Here is an 18,037-nt window from a genome sequence, read left to right on the forward strand (position 1 = left end):
TATGGAATTCGCCGGAGGCGGGGTGAGGGCAAACATATATTGCGCGCCTATCGGTTACGCGCCGGAGGCCGGATAAATACATAAAAAAGGCCGCGGATGTGTCCGCGGCCTCTGTAAATTGCTCTGAAATGATCTCCTAGTTCACAAAGAGCATTTCCCAGAATTTCGGCATGGGCCACAGGTCGTCGGCGATCAGCGCCTCCAGCTCGTCCGCCTGTTTCCGTATTTCCGCCATGGCGCCCTTGATGTCGCTGTTGCAGAACTCCGCCGCTTTCTGGTAGTCATGACCGTGACCGTTGCTTTCCATCCTGGATTTAAGCAGGGCGGTGGAGCCCTCGATGCCGGCGATGAGCTCGGCGATACGCTTCAGCAGGTTTTTCTGGGCCGAGAAGTCGACGCCGCCCAGGACCTTTTCCGCCTTGGCGATCGACGAGGCCACCTCGCCCTGGAACCTTATCGCGGCCGGCAGCACCATGCTGGAAACCATGCTGTGGAGGGCCCGTCCCTCTATCTCGATGTCCTTGATGTACTTCTCGAGCTTGATGGTGTAGCGCGATTTCAGCTCGATCGGGGAGAGCACCTTGTATTTTTCAAAAAGCTTCGAAGCCTTTTCGGTGTCCAGGGACTTCAGCGCTTCCGGCGTGGTTCTCATGTTCGGGAGCTTGCGGCGCTCGGCTTCGGCGTGCCATTCGTCGGTGTAGTTGTCGCCCATGAAGAGGATCGGCTTCACCTTCGGCAGCTCTTCCTTCATGATTTCCATCACGGTATGCTTGATGTTTTCGGTCCCCCGCTTTTCGATCATGTCCGCCACTTCGTCAAGGCTCTCGGCGATGATGGTGTTGACGACGGTCGCGGCGAAGGATATGTTCTGGGACGAGCCGACGGCGCGGAACTCGAACTTGTTCCCGGTAAAGGCGAAGGGGGAGGTCCGGTTCCGGTCGGAATTGTCCCTGCTCACCACGGGCAGCGACGATATGCCCAGGTCGATGATCGACTTGTCGGAGGCGTCGGAGGCGACGCCCTTCTCGATGCTCTCGAGAATTTTCGTCAGCTGGTCGCCGAGAAAGATCGATATGATCGCCGGGGGCGCCTCGTTGGCTCCCAGGCGGTGGTCGTTGGACGCCGATGCCACTGCCGCGCGCAGGAGATCTGAGTGCCTGAGCACTGCCTTCATGGTCGCCAGGAGGAACACCAGGAACTGGATGTTGTCATGGGGGGTTTTCCCCGGCTTGAACAGGTTGATGCCGTCATCGGTCGAGAGGGACCAGTTCACGTGCTTGCCTGACCCGTTGATGCCCGCGAAGGGCTTTTCGTGGAGCAGGACCGCCATGTTGTGCTGGCGCGCCACCTGCTGCAGCTTGTCCATGACGAGGAGGTTGTGGTCCACGGCTACATTGGCCTCTTCGAAGATAGGCGCGATCTCGAACTGCGCGGGCGCCACCTCGTTGTGCCTGGTCTTGGCCGGTATCCCCAGCTTGTACAGCTCTTCCTCGACATCGTGCATGAAGGACTGCATCCGCTCCTTGATGCTGCCGAAGTACTGGTCTTCGAGCTCCTGGCCTTTCGCCGGCGGCGCTCCCATAAGTGTCCTGCCGGTGAGCACCAGGTCCTGGCGCTTGTAGAAATAATCCATATCGATGCAGAAATATTCCTGCTCCGGCCCGAGGTTGGATGTCACTTTCTTCGATTTACGGTTGCCCAGGACCTTCAGGACCCGCATGGCGCTGTCGTTGACCGCCCTGACGGAGCGGAGGAGCGGCGTCTTCTTGTCCAGGGCCTCGCCGTGGTACGAGATGAAAGCCGTCGGTATGCAGAGGGTGATGCCGATCCCGTTTTTCCGGAGGAAGGCCGGGCTTGACATGTCCCAGGCCGTGTAGCCGCGGGCCTCGAAGGTGGCGCGGAGTCCGCCGCTGGGGAAGCTCGACGCGTCAGGCTCGCCCTGGACGAGCTGCTCGCCGGTGAAGCGCTCGATCACTTCGCCCGGGCCGGAGATCTCGATGAAGGCGTCATGCTTTTCCGCTGTGGCGCCGGTCATGGGCTGGAACCAGTGGGCGAAGTGGGTGGCCCCGTTCTCCAGGGCCCATTCCTTCATGGCGTGGGCCACGGCGTTGGCCGTTTCAATGTCGAGCTTCTTCCCCTTGTCGATGCTCTCTTTCAGCTTGGCGTAAAATACCTTGGGTAATTTTGCCTGCATCACTTTATCGTTAAAAGTGTCCTCGCCGAAGTAGCTGGAGATGGGGAGGTCTTTCTCTTTCTCGACCGTATAGGTTCTCTCGGTCGCGATGGTCGGTGTTACTTTCTTCATGGATGCCTCCAGTGCGAATTAGTGATATTGTAAAAACAAAGGGAATATAATTTTTCCCGCTCCTGTTTGTCAACAGTTGCGTTGCGGTAGCAGCCTCAAATCGCCCTAATTTAACATTAGTGTAATAAAAACCGCCTCTACCGAGTCCGAAAGGCGTTCCGCAGGGCCGAAATCATTTATAAAATCAGTTCAGATTGGGTTTTCCTGTTACTTTCTGCCACCTCGATAATTTCGTTTCAAGTCATTTTTATGCCTTGCATGAAATCATCTCCGCCTCTTCCTGAATTAATTGATGTCGAGGTTGACATTTTATCGCAATTTCCGCACAGTGTATAGACGCGGCCGGTTGACGGTGAGGGCCCCGCGGCCGTGAATATACTGGCTTTTATCGGGCTGAATTTCAAGAACAAAAATGAATACCGTTGAAATCAAAGAGACCATCGAGCGCCTGGGCCTGCATCCGAACAGGCGCCTCGGTCAGAATTTTCTCGTTTCCAGGGAAGCCAGGGAAAAGATCGTCGGGGCCATGGAATGCACCGGCGCGGACCGGGTCCTCGAGATAGGCCCGGGCCTCGGCTCCCTCACGGAGCTGCTGGTGGAACGGGCGGGCCACGTGACGGCGATGGAGATCGACGCCGGATTCTGCCGGTACCTTGCCGACCGATTCGGCGCCAGGGAAAACTTCACCCTGGTCCACGGGGATTTCCTGAAAAATCCGCCCCCCGACACCTTTAACAAGATCGTGTCGAATCTTCCCTATTATTGCTCTTCCGAAATACTATTTGAATTCACCCGTTACCGGGCGACGCCGGTCTACGTGATGCTCCAGAAGGAGGTCGCCGGGCGCATCACCGCGGCCCCCGGCAGTAAAAGCTACGGCGCCCTCACGGTGACCCTCGGGTTCTACTACGAGGCGCGCCGGTTGTTGACCGTGCCGCGGGAATCCTTTTATCCCAGGCCCGACGTGACGTCGTCGTTCCTTGTCCTGTCCCGCCGTCCTTCGCTCCCCCTTGAGGGAAATGACGTAGACCTCTTTCACCGGCTGGTGAAATCGGCCTTCTGGGGCAGAAGGAAGACCATTGTCGCGGCTCTGACCGGATCGCCCCACCTTGACCTGGACAGGGGCGGCGCGGCGCGCATCCTTGCCGCTGCCGGCGTCGATGGGGCCAGGCGCGGCGAGGAGCTGACCCGGGAGGAGTATGTGGCCCTGGCACGGGCTATGGGAACGGAGAATATCTCTCGCAGAGGCGCGGAGACGCAGGGGGAATAGGGTTTATTGCGATATGATAATCTATATTTTCTCTGCGACTCTGCGTCTCCGCGAGAAATATAAAAATGAGTTGAAGCCGGAAAGGCTGTTGAATGAATAGTGTCATGGAACATATGAAGCGAATCGACCAGCCAACAATTGAAAAACTCCTTTCGCGCGTGCAGAAGCCCGGGCGCTACATGGGCCGCGAGCTCAACATGATCGTCAAGGAAGGCGCCCCCTTCCGCATGGCCCTGTCGTATCCGGACCTGTACGAAGTGGCCATGTCCAACAACGGGATACGCATCCTCTACGACATTGTGAACGCCATCGATGGCGCCGCCTGCGAACGGGTCTTTGCCGTGTCTGACGATTTCGCCGAAGCCCTCCGCTCCGGGGGCGTCCCCCTGTACACCCTCGAGACCTTCACGCCCCTGTGCGGCCTCGATCTCATCGGCTTCAACCTTTCCCACGAGCTTCTTTTCACCAACGTCCTGCAGGTCCTCGACCTGGGCGGCATCCCCCTGCGCCGCCGGGACCGGGGCGAGGGGTCGCCGATAGTTATCGCCGGAGGCGAGGCGGTGTCCAATCCCTTCCCGATGGGCGATTTCATCGACGCCTTTTTCATCGGCGACGGCGAGGAGGGGATCGTCGACATCGTGAAGGCCCTGATGGCGGCGAAGGCAGAGGGCCTGGACAGGACGCGGACCCTGGCCCGTATCGGCGGGATCGAGGGTGTGCTGCTGCCGTCGTTGTACGACGGCGCCGGGGATGGGCCGCTTGTGCGGAAGAGGGTGTACCGCGGCGCGGCCCTGGTCGACCCTGTGAAGCCCCTGGTGCCGGGCATCCGCATCGCCCAGGAGCGCATCGTCATCGAGGCGAGCCGGGGCTGCACCAATTTCTGCAATTTTTGCCACGCCGGTTTCTACGATCTTCCTTACCGCTGCTACGATCACCGGGAGATCGCCGGCCGCATACGCGAGATCGCCCGGAACACCGGGTACAACGAGGTCACCCTCTCGTCGCTGTCCATCAGCGATTATCCGAAGCTGGTGTCCCTCTTCAACCATGTCCTTCCGGACCTCACGGCCATGGGGATCTCGGTGTCGTTCCCGTCCCTGCGGGTCGACACGGCCACGCTGCCGCTCATCGAGCAGGTCTCTGAGCTTCGGCGGGCGTCCCTCACCTTCGCGGTGGAGTCCGCCTCCGAGGAGCTCCGCGCCAGGTCGAACAAGAGGGTCTTCGTTCGGGACCTCATGGAGATCGTGGGGCACGTGTACGCCCGCGGGTGGAAGGTCATCAAGCTCTATTTCATGATCGGTCTGCCGGGATGTGAAAACCATGACGAAGCGGCGGATATCATCGCCCTGTTGAAGGAACTGCACCGCATCGGCGGGCGGAAGCTGGACATCAACGTGACCGTGTCCCCCTTCGTGCCCAAGCCCCACACTCCCTTTCAGCGGGAGCGCCAGATGGGCAGGGACTACTTCGAGGACGCGGTCTGCCGGATCAAGCGCGGCCTGCCGCGGTCCATCACGGTCAAGAACCATAACGTGGAATCTTCCATCATCGAGGGGGTCCTGGCCAGGGGTGACGCACGCCTGGGTGATGCCATCGAGAGTGCATACCGGGAAGGGTGCCGCTTCGATTCATGGGACGAGCATTTCAGGTATGATATATGGAAGCGTGTCCTTGACGGGTGTCTCCCCGGATGGGAGGGGAGACTGGGTGAACGACTTGAGGGACAGCTCCCCTGGCGCCTTGTCCAGACCGGTTTCGAAGGGCTGGTGGAAAAGCGGGCCGCCGCGAGCGAAGCGGGCGCGTCCCTGCGCGAGAGGGTCCCCCGCACTCCCGGGGCCATCGACACAGCCCGTATCGAGGAGGCCCGGCGCAGCTTCGAGAAACGCTATGCGGTCACCGGCAGGATGCGGGTCCGCTTCGCCAAGACGGGCCTGGCGCGGTTCATTCCCCACATCGATTTCATGGAAATAGTGAAAAGGGCCCTGCGGATGGCGGAGGCCCCTGTGGCCATGACCCAGGGCTTCAACAAGCGGGAGCGCCTGTCAGCGGGCTTTCCCACGCCCCTGGGCGTTGAAAGCGAGGCGGAGCTGGTTGACGTGGATCTTTATGGCGCCATGGCCGGCGACATCCTCAATCTTCTCAACGCCTCCCTCCCGGAGGGGATCGCCGCAACCGCAATCCGATCCCTTGACATGAAGGCAACCTCGCTCATGGCGGTGACCGGCGTCATCGAGTACCGGGTTACGGCCGCTTCCGGTATCGGTGCGGTCATCAACGGCCTTGCCGCGGAGCCCGATTTTGTGAAGCATGGGAAGAGATTGGATCGTGTCGTTTCCTTCAATACGGTGGTGCATTCGTACGACCGGGAAGGGGAGAGTTCGATTGTGCTGCGGCTCTACGCCGGTTCCGGGGAATCGGTGAGGATCGATGACGCGGTGAAGGTATTGGCCGCTGCGGAATTCAGCGCCATGCAGGGCCTCCGCCTCGTCAAAATGGAACAATATGTGGTAGCCGAAGGGAAACTCTCAAGGATTGAGTAAAATCGGTCCACTCACCCCTATGGGGCCGAACCGGTGTTATCATGACGGTGATTATTTGATGTCATCTTCATTATCGTATATTTGAATTAATTTGTCCAATGTCGCCAGTATCATGAGATCCAATACATCTTTCGATGGACTCAGTAATCCGATTTTACCGTCAATTTTATTCAACTCCTTGTTGACGGTGATGAGTAAGCCCATACCCGCCGAATCTATAAAAGGCACGTCCCTGAGATCCAGGATTATGCTTTTTGTTTTTTCATGAATGAATTTGAATAATACTTCTCTTACTTCTTTGCTGCTGAAATAATCCAGTTCGCCTTTCAGTATTACTATTTTATGATTTCTTGAATCCCGGTGACTTATTTCCATAATTTTCGGCCATTTTGTATAATTAAATTGTGCTCTATCTGAAATAGATAGAAGGGATTGAATGGACCCAATCAATGCCAGTTTGAAACATCGAACCGGAAATTTCAATATAAAAAAAAGGTGGACAGGACTCTATAGATATACTTTTATTCAATATATACATAATACTGCACATAGGGCGGGTGTGAACCATGATTGAAGTCATCGATAAGGGTGGCAAGCTGTTCCTGATCAAAATCGTGGTACGGCAAGTCTACACGCAGGATATTCCCAATCTTAAAGAATTGCTTCTGGAAGCAATAAGTGATTATGGAATAAAGAAGCTTGTTATCGATCTCAGCGATGTATACATGATAACAAGTTCGGGATTAGGCGTTTTTTATTATGTCAACAAGAGCCTGGAGTCACAGCTTCGTCTTGCCTCGGTCAATCCGGAAGTGAAGAAAGTTCTGGAAATGACCAAGATTATTTCTATTGTCACGATCTGTTCCACCGTTGATGAAGCCATTGCGTCCTTCAATTAACCGGTAAGATCTTTCAGCCTTTCATATAAAGAGACGTAATCCCGCCGAGAGGACGATATAGACCGTGGGTTGTGAGTTGTTGACAGCGGGTAATGGGGGGCGGTCGAGTCCATTTTTTTACTTGAAATATCCGTACCCCAAAATTATATTTAAATTGAGTTATGGCTCATTGTAAGGGGAGCCTGTCCGAATAAAGTATAATAAGGAGGGGATTATGGAAATAACCAACATCAGCGGTCCCGATGTGGTCCCCCGCGGTTTTTCCACGGAGCCGCCCCGCCAGGAGGAGCCTGTGAGAAATGAGCCCGCCCCTGTTAATAGAAACCCTGAACCGGCCGAAAATAACAAGGGAACCACTATCGACAGCTACGCATAGGAAGGTGTTATGGGAACGGTAAGCAAGGCCGAGAAGGCGGCATATAACGATGAGGTAAAGGACATCAAGCGCGAAGTGGAGCAGATAAAGAAATCTATCAACGAGGCCGCCGCGAAGAAGAAGAAGCATCCCAACATCGCCAATTACTATAACCTCGAGCTGGCGTCGCACGAAATGGACGCCATTGAGAACTTTATCAAGATGAACGACCTCTCCCTGGAGATGCTGAACCTCCGGAACAGCACCTTCCTGGAAAATGCCCGCAAGGAGTTCTACAAGGTGCTCCAGTACCTGGAGGAGATCGTGGGGAACCAGGTCGATCGGTCCCTCAAGGAAAACGACGAATACCTGGCCACCATCAAGGAGATAAATCCTCAGCAGATCCTCAACTTCGTTAAGCGCATGCACAGGATACTGGGCGAGCTGATCAGGAATTTCGGCCAGGACACCAAGTGGAAATGGTCCTTCGTGGAATGGCAGGCCCGCGCCGCCGTTATCACCAAGAACATTACCAGTTTCTCGGATGTGGCCAGGCTCCGCGACCCGCGGACGCCTTTTTTCTACGACCGGCGCGACATGATGCTGCTGTGCAAGGATAGCCTCACGGAGGCTGCCAAACAGTTCCGGACCAAGTATGAGATGGCCGGGAAGGCCAGGGACGACCTGAAGAGCTCCATCTCGTACCTTGCGGCCCTGCGCAAGATTCATGTTCTCTTCGGCGAGGATGTCGAAGCCACCAAGCTCAAGAATATCATCGACGCAGCCAAGATGGCCCTCGAAGCTGACGATAAAGCAAAAGATAAAGATAAAAAAGAAAAAGAACAAAAAGGAAAATAGTGACTTTTTGGCTTGACTATATGCCTTTTTTTTATTAATATGCTATTAGCACTCATTAGTGGAGAGTGCTAATAGATTGGTGATTACTATGTCCCAAGGTACAACAAAAGAAAGGTCCCTGGAAGAAAGAGAAGCCTCGATTTTGCAGGCCATCGTGTATGAATATATAACCAAGGGAAAGCCCGTTGGCTCCCGCTCATTCGTGCATAAATACTCGCTGGCCGTTTCCCCGGCCACGATGCGGAACATCATGTATGACCTGGAGGGCCTGGAATATCTCAAGCAGCCCCATACGTCCGCCGGAAGGATCCCCACCGACAAGGGGTACCGGTTTTACGTTGATTCGCTTCTCGATTCCTATGAGTTTTCCATGAAGGACCGCGAGATATCGGTCAAGGAAGAGGCGATCAAGCGGGAAGTTCAGCTCGACAAGATCTATTCCGTGATCACCAAAATGCTCTCCACCGAATCGCGCTACGCCGCGGTGATGCTGACGCCGCGCTTCGATTTCACGGTGGTGAAGCGGGTGGTCCTGATCCCCATGGACAACAACGAGATCCTGTTCATCCTGATCACCAGGACCGGCGTGGTGCTCACCAAGAAGGTGCTGATCTCGTCCAACGTAACGCAGGATGACCTGTACAGCTTTTCCAAGTACCTGACCGGCCAGCTCTGCGGCTACGCCATCAACGAGATCAGGGACGGCATCTTCGAGCGGCTGCGGAAGGAGAAGGAGTCCGGCGTCAACAAGGACATGGCCCTCGACATCGCGCAGCTCGCGGTCGCGGAAAGCGAGGAGCCGCGCCTTCACATAGACGGCATCGAGAATCTCCTGAAGATACCGGAAATGGTAGAGGAGGAACGACTCCACAGCCTGCTGAGCATCATAGAGCAGAATGACATCCTCCGCCGCATCCTCTCGCGCACGCTGGAGAGCGAGGGAATAAGCACCCTCATCGGCGAAGAGATCGAGGAGGAGCACGTCAGGGGCTGCAGCATGGTTTCCACGTCGTACAAGATCGGCAACAAGCTGGTGGGAGCCGTGGGAGTGCTGGGACCCACGAGGATGGATTACGAAAAGATCGTGCCCCTGGTGGATTACACCGGCAGGGTCGTGACGGAATTGCTGACGAAAATGTCGAAATGACATCGCGGGGATCGGCGCTGGAGACTCCGCCGCTTTCCCTTGATATGAATGGCGAACAACGCACACGCAACGGTATCGCGCTCCGCCGACGGAGCACGGTGCAGTTTCATGTGTTGCATATATAGAACCGGGGTAGATGATGGATAAGCACAAGGAACATCACAAAGCTAAAGAGAAAGAGGTCCACGAGGCGGCCTTGAAGAAAGGTTTTGATTCTTCGGACGAGGATCTCGAAAAGAAAATGCAGGATGAAAAGGCCGCCGAGGAGCGGAGGAAGAATTTTCGCAGGGACGCGGACCGCATCGCCGACGAGGAGCGGTGCAACGCCATCAAGGAGAACCAGAAGCTCGTGAGCGACATGGAAAACCTCAAGGACGTCATGCTCAGGCGCCAGGCCGATTTCGAGAATTACAAGAAGCGCATGGCCAGGCAGCAGGGAGAGTCCCGCAAGATGGCGATCAAGGATTTTTCCAATGATATCATGGAGATCAACGACGACCTGCTCCGTGCCATCGATGCGTCGGAAAGCATGTCCAGGGACGCGTCGTCCGAAGAGGCGCACAAATCCTTCGTCGAGGGCGTGTCGATGATCTCCCGCCGCATCGAGGAGGCCATGAAGAAGTACGGCGTCGTCGAGATCGAGGCCCTGAACCAGGAATTCGATCCGAACTTCCACGAGGCAGTCGAGATCGACATGAGCGACGGCGTCGCCGTCGATACGGTCACGAAGGTGTACCAGAAGGGATTCCGCATCGACGACATGGTGGTGCGCAGCTCGAAGGTACGCGTGACAAAGCCGATGAAGGCGGCTCCTCCCGCGGAGGCGGATACCGACGACGGCGGGACAGTACAGTAATGATCAGGGCGCGGCAGCGCCTATATATTGTCGAAACGAAACTATAGATAACTAACGTGAAGGAGAATTGCAATGAGTAAGATAATAGGGATAGACCTGGGAACGACCAATTCATGCGTATCCGTGATGATTGGCGGCGAGCCGGTGGTCATTCAGAATTCCGAGGGCCAGCGCACGACGCCGTCCATCGTGGCCTTTACCGACAAGGGCGAGCGCCTGGTCGGGCAGGTGGCGAAGAACCAGATCATTACCAATCCCGAGAACACCGTCCGCTCCATCAAGCGGTTCATGGGGCGGCGCTTCGGCGAAGTGGGGAACGAGATGAAGATGGTTTCCTACAAGGTGATCGACGACGGGCGCGAGGGCGTCCGCGTGAAGACCATCGCCGGCGAGTTCTCTCCCCAGGAGATATCCGCCCGGGTGCTGCAGAAGATGAAGCAGACCGCCGAGGACTATCTCGGCGAGAAGGTGACCCGCGCCGTCATCACGGTGCCGGCCTATTTCAACGACGCACAGCGCCAGGCGACCAAGGACGCCGGGAGGATCGCCGGCCTCGAGGTGGAGCGGATCATCAACGAGCCCACGGCCGCGGCCCTCGCCTACGGCCTTGACAAGGCGAAGCGCAACGAGAAGATAGCGGTGTACGACCTGGGAGGCGGCACCTTCGACGTATCTATCCTGGAGCTGGGAGACGGCGTCTTCGAGGTGAAGTCGACCAACGGCAACACCCACCTGGGCGGCGACGATTTCGACCAGCGGATCATGGAATGGCTGATGCTCGAGTTCAAGAAGCAGACCGGCATCGACGTGTCCGGCGACAAGATGGCCCTGCAGCGACTCAAAGAGGCGGCGGAGAAGGCCAAGATCGAGCTTTCAAGCAAGTCCCAGACCGAGATCAACATCCCCTTCCTCACCGCGGACCAGTCGGGCGCCAAGCACCTGGTGATGACCCTGTCGCGGTCGAAGCTGGAGCAGCTCATCGAGGACCTGATCGACTCGACCAAGAATCCCTGCATGAGCGCCCTCGAGGACGCTGGCATGACCGCCGGCGATATCGACGAGGTCATCCTGGTCGGCGGCTCCACGCGGATGCCGGCGGTGCAGGAGCTGGTGAAGCGGATCTTCGCCAAGGAGCCCCACAAGGGCGTGAACCCGGACGAGGTCGTGGCGGTGGGCGCGGCCATCCAGGGCGGCGTTCTCACCGGCGATGTCCATGACGTGCTCCTCCTCGACGTCACCCCGCTCTCCCTCGGCATCGAGACCCTGGGCGGCGTGATGACCAAGCTGATCGAGCGGAACACCACCATCCCGACCAAGAAGAGCCAGATCTTCTCCACGGCCTCGGACAGCCAGCCGGCGGTTTCCATCCACGTGCTCCAGGGCGAGCGCGAGCTGGCGGCGCAGAACCGTACCCTGGGCAGGTTCGACCTGGTGGGCATACCGCCGGCGCCGCGGGGGGTTCCCCAGATAGAGGTAACCTTCGACATCGACGCCAATGGCATCGTCCACGTTTCGGCCAAGGACCTGGGCACCGGCAAGGAGCAGAAGATACGGATCGAATCCTCCAGCGGCCTCAACGAGGACGAGATCAAGAAGATGGTGCGGGAAGCCGAAGAGCATTCAAGCGAGGACAAGAAGGTCCGGGAGCTCATCGAGGCGAGGAACGAGGGCGATTCCTTCATCTATTCGCTGGAAAAGCTTCTCAAGGAGAACGCGGACAAGGTGGAGCCGTCGGAAAAGAGCCAGATCGAGTCGGAGATGGCGGCCCTGAGAACGGCAATGGAATCGGACAACGTGGCTGCCATCAAGGAGGCCAAGGGCAGGCTGGAGCAGGCCTCCCATAAGTTTGCGGAGCGGATGTACCAGCAGCACGCGCAGCAGTACGCCGGCCAGCAGCAGCAACAGCCCGGCGGCGACCAGGGCGGCGGGCCCGGTCCCGATTCCAAGGGAGGCAGCAGCGGCGAAAAGGTATATGACGCCGATTACGAAGTGGTGGATGACGACAAGAAGTGATCGTCTCGGGCATTTTGCGCGGCGATATTGACAATGGATCAAATATTGTGTATATTTATTGGATTAATGGCCTGATGAAAAATAATACCGATTGTTATCGGCACTGGGGCGATACAGCGACGTATCGCCGTTTTTCCGGGCCTCAATCCGAAAAACTGATAAATACATTCTAAGGGAAACCTCACGTGGCTAAGCGGGATTATTACGAAGTTCTCGGCGTTTCAAAAACTGCTTCGGAGCAGGACATAAAGCAGGCCTATCGAAAGCTTGCCCTCAAATATCATCCTGACCGGAACAAGGGAGACAAGGAGTCGGAAGAAAAGTTCAAGGAAGCCACGGAGGCCTACGAAGTGCTGCGCGACCCGAAGAAGCGGGCATCCTACGACAAGTTCGGCCATGAGGGCGTGTCCGGCTTTGAGGGATTCGGCCGCGGGGCCTATTCCGATTTTTCGGACATTTTCGGCGATTTCGATTTCGGCGATATATTCGAGGGATTTTTCGGGTCCGCCTTCGGGGCCCGGGGCAGGACCAAGCGTGGCCGCCGCGGCTCCGATATCCAGTATGATCTTTCCATCACGCTGGAAGAGGCGGCCACCGGCAAGGAGATACAGATAAAGATCCCGCGCAACGAGTCGTGCGAGACCTGCCAGGGCACCGGCTCCAAGGCCGGCACCAAGCCAACCGTGTGCCCCGTCTGCAACGGCTCGGGACAGATCAGGCAGACCCAGGGGTTCTTCTCCATCACCCAGGCCTGCTACAAGTGCAAGGGAGAGGGGAAGATCATATCGTCGCCCTGCTCCTCCTGCGGCGGCTCGGGCCTGAAGATGCACAAGAGGACCATCACCGTGAAGATACCGGCGGGCGTTGAATCAGGCTCCCGCCTGAAGATAACCGGCGAGGGAGAGCAGGGCCCCAACGGCGGAACCAGGGGCGATCTCTACGTGGTCATACACGTGCAGAACCACCCGCTCTTCGAGCGCCACGGCAATGATATCATCTCGGTCGTCGACGTGTCCTTTCCCATGATGTGCCTGGGAGGGGAGATCGAGGTGCCCACCATCAACGGCAGCGTGGCCAAGATGAAGATACCGCCGGGCACGGAGAACGGCCAGATCTTCAGGCTCAAGGGGAACGGCATCCCCTACCTCGGGTCCTACGGCCGGGGCGACCAGCTCGTGAAGATCAACATCAGGGTGCCCAAGAAGCTGTCACCGCGCCAGAAGGAGCTTTTAAAAGAGTTCTCCACCCTGGACGGCGAAGAGGTGGGCCACGGCGGAAAAGAGTTTTATTGATACTAGAGACTGTCTGAAGGCAAGTATCACTGATACTTTTTAACCCCTGCATCAGGCTTTTTACCCGTTTCTCTCTGCGTTTATGCCTCTTTTGGTCCGCGGCATGCAGTGACCGTCTATATTCTCTGTCCTCATCGCCGCCCCATACGCCGGTTTCCAGGCAGTATTAATCTTGACGTTCCGGGGCGTTGCGATAACCCTGACCTCACAGACCAGCCCAGGGAGAAAAGCATGTTGCCAATAGTTGATTACGGCGGGATCGCCATCGTTATCCCGAAAGTCGCAGCGGTGGGTAATATCATTGAAGACAGCGGAAAATACGGGTTCGAGGTGTACCTTTCCGGCATGAACGAGCCCCTCATCATAGGATTTGAAACCTCGAAGGAGGCCTCCGAGTCACGGAGCGAGCTGATCGCCATCATCGCCCAGTTCCACTATGCCCGTGAGCTGGGCCCGGATTATGACATCGACGAGCTTGCCGAGGAAGACATACAGGACGCGGACGATTCAGAGGAGACGGAGAAGCACTGATGATACGGAACGACAAAGAACTGCTGATGCGGGGCACCGAGGAGATTCTGCCCCTTGACGAATTCGAGAAGAAGCTTGAGCGCTCCGAACGGGAGAACAGACCCCTGATAGTCAAGGCGGGCTTTGACCCGACGGCCCCCGACATACACCTGGGCCACGCGGTGTTGCTGCGCAAGATGAGGCACTTCCAGGACATGGGCCACACCGTGGTGTTCCTCATCGGGGATTTCACCGGCATGATCGGCGACCCCTCCGGAAGGTCCGTGACGCGCAAGCCCCTCACGCGCGAGCAGGTCCTGGAAAACGCCGAGACCTACAAGCGCCAGGTCTTCAAGATACTGGACAGGGAGAAGACGAAGGTGGTGTTCAACTCCGAGTGGTGCGCCTCCATGACCTTCAACGACGTGCTGACCCTCACCGCCAAGTACAACGTGGCGCGGATGCTCGAGCGCGATGATTTCGACAAGCGCTACAAGGGCGGGGTCCCCATCACCATCCTGGAGTTCATGTATCCCCTGGTGCAGGGGTACGATTCCGTGGTCCTGAAGGCCGACATCGAGCTGGGCGGCTCCGACCAGAAATTCAACCTCCTGGTGGGGCGCGACCTCCAGCGCGAGTACGGCCAGGAGCCCCAGGTAATCATGACGGTGCCCCTCATGGTCGGGACCGACGGCGTCCAGAAGATGAGCAAGTCACTGCACAACTATATCGGCATCAACGAACCGCCGAAGGACATCTTCGGCAAGGTCATGTCCATATCGGACGACCTGATGTTCCTCTACTACGAGCTCGTGACCGACGTTCCCCGGGCGGATATCGAGAAGTTCAAGGAAGGCGTCGCCAACGGTACCCTCCATCCCCGCACCGTGAAGGTGAACCTGGCGAAAAACATATGCGCCCAGTTCTATGACGAGGAAGCGGCGGAGCACGCCGCCGCCGAGTTCGACCGGGTCTTCGCCAACAAGGAGCTCCCCGACGAGGTGCCGGAATTCCGGGTTCCCGACGGCGAAAAAACCGACGGGAAGATATGGATCGTCAAGCTCATGGTCCTGGCCGGCACCGCCGCTTCAAACGGCGAGGCCCGCCGCCTCATCAAGGGAGGTGGCGTCTCCTTCGAAGGCGAGAAGATAGCCGCCGAGGATTTCGAGTTGGCCCTTCCGGCCGAGGGGATCCTCAAGGTGGGGAAGCGGAAATTCGTAAAGATTATCGGGTGATCTCGCGCCCCTGATAGGCGCACAAGCGCTTGTGCGCCTATCAGGGGCGCGCCCATCAATGGTTTTTTCTCTTGCTTTATATATACACCGAGAATAATATTGTCCGGTATATTTTTTAAAAAAAATTTATTAATTCGTAACCACCGCGAAAAAGTCATGTCACAATCTGATAGTGAAGATATTCAAATAATTGACAGGGTCCTGGCCGGGGACGTTGACGCCTTTTCCGGCATAATAGAAAAGTACAAGGACAAGACCCTGAACTACGTCTACTCTCAGGTTAAGGATTATGATGAGGCCCTGGATATCTCCCAGGAGATATTTATCATGACAATGGAAGCGCTTCGCTCATTCAGGCGGGAATCGAAGTTTTCCACCTGGTTCTACAGCATAATGGTCAATTACTGCAAGAATTACCGGAAGAAGAACAGCCGGTATAACCTGGTTTCCATAAACAGCTCCCGGGGCGACGATGAATACGACCTTCAGCTGCCCGATGAGCGGGAAAACCCGGAGCAGGAAGTCATCCTGAACGATTCCCTCAGGATCGTCAGGGAAGAGATCGGCATGCTCCCCGATGATTATCGCGAGATACTGGTGCTGCGCGATATCGAGGGATTGTCATATAACGAGATATCGGACATTCTGGGCATATCCCTGTCCAATGTGAAGGTACGGATCCACAGGGGCCGGGAATTTTTAAAGAACAGATTACTGGCAAGGGGATTGATATGAGCGGCAATCATATTCCGTTTGATAAGCTGTCTGACCTGTACGATGACGAGATGGATTCAAGGGAAGAGAAGGCGTCGCTTATGCGCCATCTCGAAAGCTGCAAGGCCTGCTCCCTTGAATACAAGCGGCTTGGTAAAACTCTCAAACTCTGCCGGGATGTCGCGGCCGTGCACTTCCCCCTGGAACAGATGTCGCGGGAGACGATAGCGAAGATCAAGTCTTCACGGAAAAAAAGGCAATTCCTGAAATCGATGCCGGCCATGGCCGCCTCCATCCTGGTCATCGCGGGCATCGGCCTTTTCAACGCCGGCATCATAGGCGTCCATGACAGCTCCGATATCGCGGCCGGCGTATCACGGCGCTCCTACAGCGAGTCCGAGAAGGTGATAGACATCATTCGCAGCCACAAGGCCGCCATCGCCCTGGTGACCGACGAATACGTGGAAGGAACCGTTCCGGTCAATACGTTCAACGATCTCAGAAAGAGCCTTGGGTCGAGAAAGGTCGCCTACATGCTGGTGGAAGAGACCGGTAAGGACAACGGCGCCTCCTGGGGCGGCCCCATCGAGCAGGTGGGCCTGGAAGACGGGCCCATCGCCGTTGAAGGCACCGGCAAAAAATATGTCCGGTTCCGCGTATTCCGATAGGCGTCTGACGCCGGACAATCCCATCGCGCCCCTCAGAGGGGGGGCAATCCCGCGTGAATGTAATCCCCTGTTTTCGTGATGTTGCCTCCGCAGACTCCCTGGGAGCTGTAGAGGGACGACGTGTGGCTCATTTCATCATAATCCGCCTGGGCGTCCTCGAGATGGATGATGCCATAGCCGCGGTCCGAGGCGTCCCGCGCCGTGGTTTCGACGCACTGGCTCGTGGAGAGCCCGGTAAAGGCGAGGGTCGTGATCCCTTTTTCCCTGAGTATTGAATCGATGCCGGTCCCGGTAAAGGGGCTGAAGGTGGTCTTGTTTATGACTATGTCCGACGGCAGCGGCCCGATCAGGCCGATGATATCGGCCCAGGGATCGCTTTCCAGCGGATACACGTCGTCGAAACCGGCGCGTTTTCCCCTATGGTATGTGTCCCTGAAGAAATGGTGAAGGTCCTCGCGCTCCGGATCGGAACCGCAGAGGCGCAGCAATATGACCGGCAGGGATTTCTTCCGGAAGGCTTCGGCGAGGCGGCGTATATTGGGAATGACGATCTTTTCGCAGCGCGTTATGATGTAGTTGAGGCACCCGGGCTGTAGGGTGTTAAAGTACCGGCAGTAGGGCGATTCGCGCTTCAGGTAGTAATTCTGCATGTCAACGACGATCAATGCCGGCACTGCATCGTTCACTGTTCCGACCCCCGCCCGGATCTATTTTTTCGCCAGGTAATCCATGGTTGTCCGGAATTCCTCGTAGAACTCCAGCAGCTCGTCGTGCTTGCGCAGGGGCCTGAATTCCGGTTTTTTGCCGCTCCGGATCTCTCTCAGGTAGTTGGTCATGACATGGATGGGGCCCGATATCTTGTGCGAGAAGAAGATGAACTGGAAGAATATGATGGCAGTCTGGATCACGGTCATGACGATGAGGATGTAGAGCACGATAAGGCTGTTTTTCTTGATCTTTTCGTGATTGCTGTTTATGTTGTTGGTGATCTTCAGGTTTTCCTTGAAGGCAGCGTCGCATTTCCGCACCATGGGATTGTCAGGGTCCTGGAGCGCCGGGACGGCCATGAACATGTCCAGCATGTTGTCCTGCGTGTCTATGATGGCGGTGATGTTCTTGTTGTTCTCGTTTATGAGCAGGTTGGAATCGCTCGCGAAGTAAAGCAGCACCGCGCATATGGCCAGGGTCGTGACAAGGGGGAGAATAATGGCCCGCATCGATATCCTGAATTGAAATTTTTTATCAAGGACGTATTTTTTTCTTGTCAAAGCCATATCGAACCTCAATGTATTAGGATATGATGGTCGCGCGGGGCCCGCGCGTCTTCCCGCCGGCCAATAGTATAGTTGCAGGCAGTATTATACGTCAATGATTT

Annotated in this window: 17 protein-coding genes; 13 read left to right on the forward strand and 4 right to left on the reverse strand. The window is 56.6% G+C overall.

Going from position 1 to position 18,037, the window contains the following annotated elements; all coding sequences use genetic code 11:
• Positions 1-136: 136 nt before the first annotated feature.
• The gene (locus KA369_15570) at positions 137-2,305 is read right to left on the reverse strand and encodes a glutamine synthetase III (GenBank protein MBP7737399.1); all 2,169 of its coding nucleotides are present in this window, start codon (positions 2,303-2,305) and stop codon (positions 137-139) included.
• Positions 2,306-2,717: 412 nt separating this feature from the next.
• Between KA369_15570 and rsmA the strand changes: the two genes are divergently transcribed.
• A complete protein-coding gene (gene rsmA / locus KA369_15575; protein ID MBP7737400.1) occupies positions 2,718-3,575 on the forward strand; it encodes a ribosomal RNA small subunit methyltransferase A in 858 nt (285 codons plus the stop codon).
• Positions 3,576-3,688: 113 nt separating this feature from the next.
• The gene (locus KA369_15580; GenBank protein ID MBP7737401.1) at positions 3,689-6,115 is read left to right on the forward strand and encodes a TIGR03960 family B12-binding radical SAM protein; all 2,427 of its coding nucleotides are present in this window, start codon (positions 3,689-3,691) and stop codon (positions 6,113-6,115) included.
• Positions 6,116-6,166: 51 nt separating this feature from the next.
• Here the strand turns inward: KA369_15580 and KA369_15585 are convergent, their stop codons facing one another.
• Positions 6,167-6,490: an STAS domain-containing protein gene (locus KA369_15585; protein ID MBP7737402.1), complete on the reverse strand. Its 324-nt coding sequence runs from the start codon at positions 6,488-6,490 to the stop codon at positions 6,167-6,169.
• Between the two features lie 191 nt (positions 6,491-6,681).
• On the opposite strand from KA369_15585, the gene KA369_15590 reads away from it, so the two are divergent.
• The 11 genes from KA369_15590 to KA369_15640 all read left to right on the forward strand — a co-directional run bounded on the left by KA369_15590 (position 6,682) and on the right by KA369_15640 (position 16,662).
• Entirely contained in the window at positions 6,682-7,014 is a 333-nt protein-coding gene (locus KA369_15590; GenBank protein ID MBP7737403.1) for an STAS domain-containing protein, read from the forward strand.
• Positions 7,015-7,228: 214 nt separating this feature from the next.
• The gene (locus tag KA369_15595; GenBank protein MBP7737404.1) at positions 7,229-7,390 is read left to right on the forward strand and encodes a hypothetical protein; all 162 of its coding nucleotides are present in this window, start codon (positions 7,229-7,231) and stop codon (positions 7,388-7,390) included.
• 9 nt (positions 7,391-7,399) lie between these two features.
• The gene (locus tag KA369_15600) at positions 7,400-8,227 is read left to right on the forward strand and encodes a hypothetical protein (protein ID MBP7737405.1); all 828 of its coding nucleotides are present in this window, start codon (positions 7,400-7,402) and stop codon (positions 8,225-8,227) included.
• An 88-nt stretch (positions 8,228-8,315) separates the two neighbouring features.
• The gene (hrcA, locus tag KA369_15605) at positions 8,316-9,374 is read left to right on the forward strand and encodes a heat-inducible transcription repressor HrcA (GenBank protein ID MBP7737406.1); all 1,059 of its coding nucleotides are present in this window, start codon (positions 8,316-8,318) and stop codon (positions 9,372-9,374) included.
• 139 nt (positions 9,375-9,513) lie between these two features.
• Positions 9,514-10,230: a nucleotide exchange factor GrpE gene (locus KA369_15610; GenBank protein ID MBP7737407.1), complete on the forward strand. Its 717-nt coding sequence runs from the start codon at positions 9,514-9,516 to the stop codon at positions 10,228-10,230.
• Between the two features lie 66 nt (positions 10,231-10,296).
• Entirely contained in the window at positions 10,297-12,243 is a 1,947-nt protein-coding gene (gene dnaK, locus KA369_15615; GenBank protein ID MBP7737408.1) for a molecular chaperone DnaK, read from the forward strand.
• Positions 12,244-12,428: 185 nt separating this feature from the next.
• A complete protein-coding gene (dnaJ, locus tag KA369_15620) occupies positions 12,429-13,535 on the forward strand; it encodes a molecular chaperone DnaJ (protein MBP7737409.1) in 1,107 nt (368 codons plus the stop codon).
• 231 nt (positions 13,536-13,766) lie between these two features.
• Positions 13,767-14,066, forward strand: coding sequence for a hypothetical protein (locus KA369_15625; GenBank protein ID MBP7737410.1), 300 nt, complete (start codon positions 13,767-13,769; stop codon positions 14,064-14,066).
• Positions 14,066-15,280 (forward strand): tyrosine--tRNA ligase, encoded by a 1,215-nt coding sequence (locus tag KA369_15630; protein ID MBP7737411.1) that lies wholly within the window; start codon positions 14,066-14,068, stop codon positions 15,278-15,280. The genes KA369_15625 and KA369_15630 overlap by 1 nt, the downstream gene beginning before the upstream one ends.
• Positions 15,281-15,436: 156 nt before the next feature.
• A complete protein-coding gene (locus KA369_15635; protein ID MBP7737412.1) occupies positions 15,437-16,015 on the forward strand; it encodes a sigma-70 family RNA polymerase sigma factor in 579 nt (192 codons plus the stop codon).
• On the forward strand, positions 16,012-16,662 hold the full coding sequence (locus tag KA369_15640) for a zf-HC2 domain-containing protein (protein ID MBP7737413.1): 651 nt from the start codon (positions 16,012-16,014) through the stop codon (positions 16,660-16,662). The genes KA369_15635 and KA369_15640 overlap by 4 nt, the downstream gene beginning before the upstream one ends.
• Positions 16,663-16,694: 32 nt before the next feature.
• On the opposite strand, the gene KA369_15645 is transcribed toward KA369_15640, so the two are convergent.
• Together KA369_15645 and KA369_15650 are read right to left on the reverse strand one after the other, a co-directional pair.
• On the reverse strand, positions 16,695-17,348 hold the full coding sequence (locus KA369_15645) for a cysteine hydrolase (protein ID MBP7737414.1): 654 nt from the start codon (positions 17,346-17,348) through the stop codon (positions 16,695-16,697).
• A 21-nt stretch (positions 17,349-17,369) separates the two neighbouring features.
• On the reverse strand, positions 17,370-17,936 hold the full coding sequence (locus KA369_15650) for a hypothetical protein (protein ID MBP7737415.1): 567 nt from the start codon (positions 17,934-17,936) through the stop codon (positions 17,370-17,372).
• Positions 17,937-18,037: the final 101 nt, after the last annotated feature.

The organism is Spirochaetota bacterium, from assembly GCA_017999915.1.
Taxonomy (GTDB): Bacteria; Spirochaetota; UBA4802; order UBA4802; family UBA5550; genus RBG-16-49-21.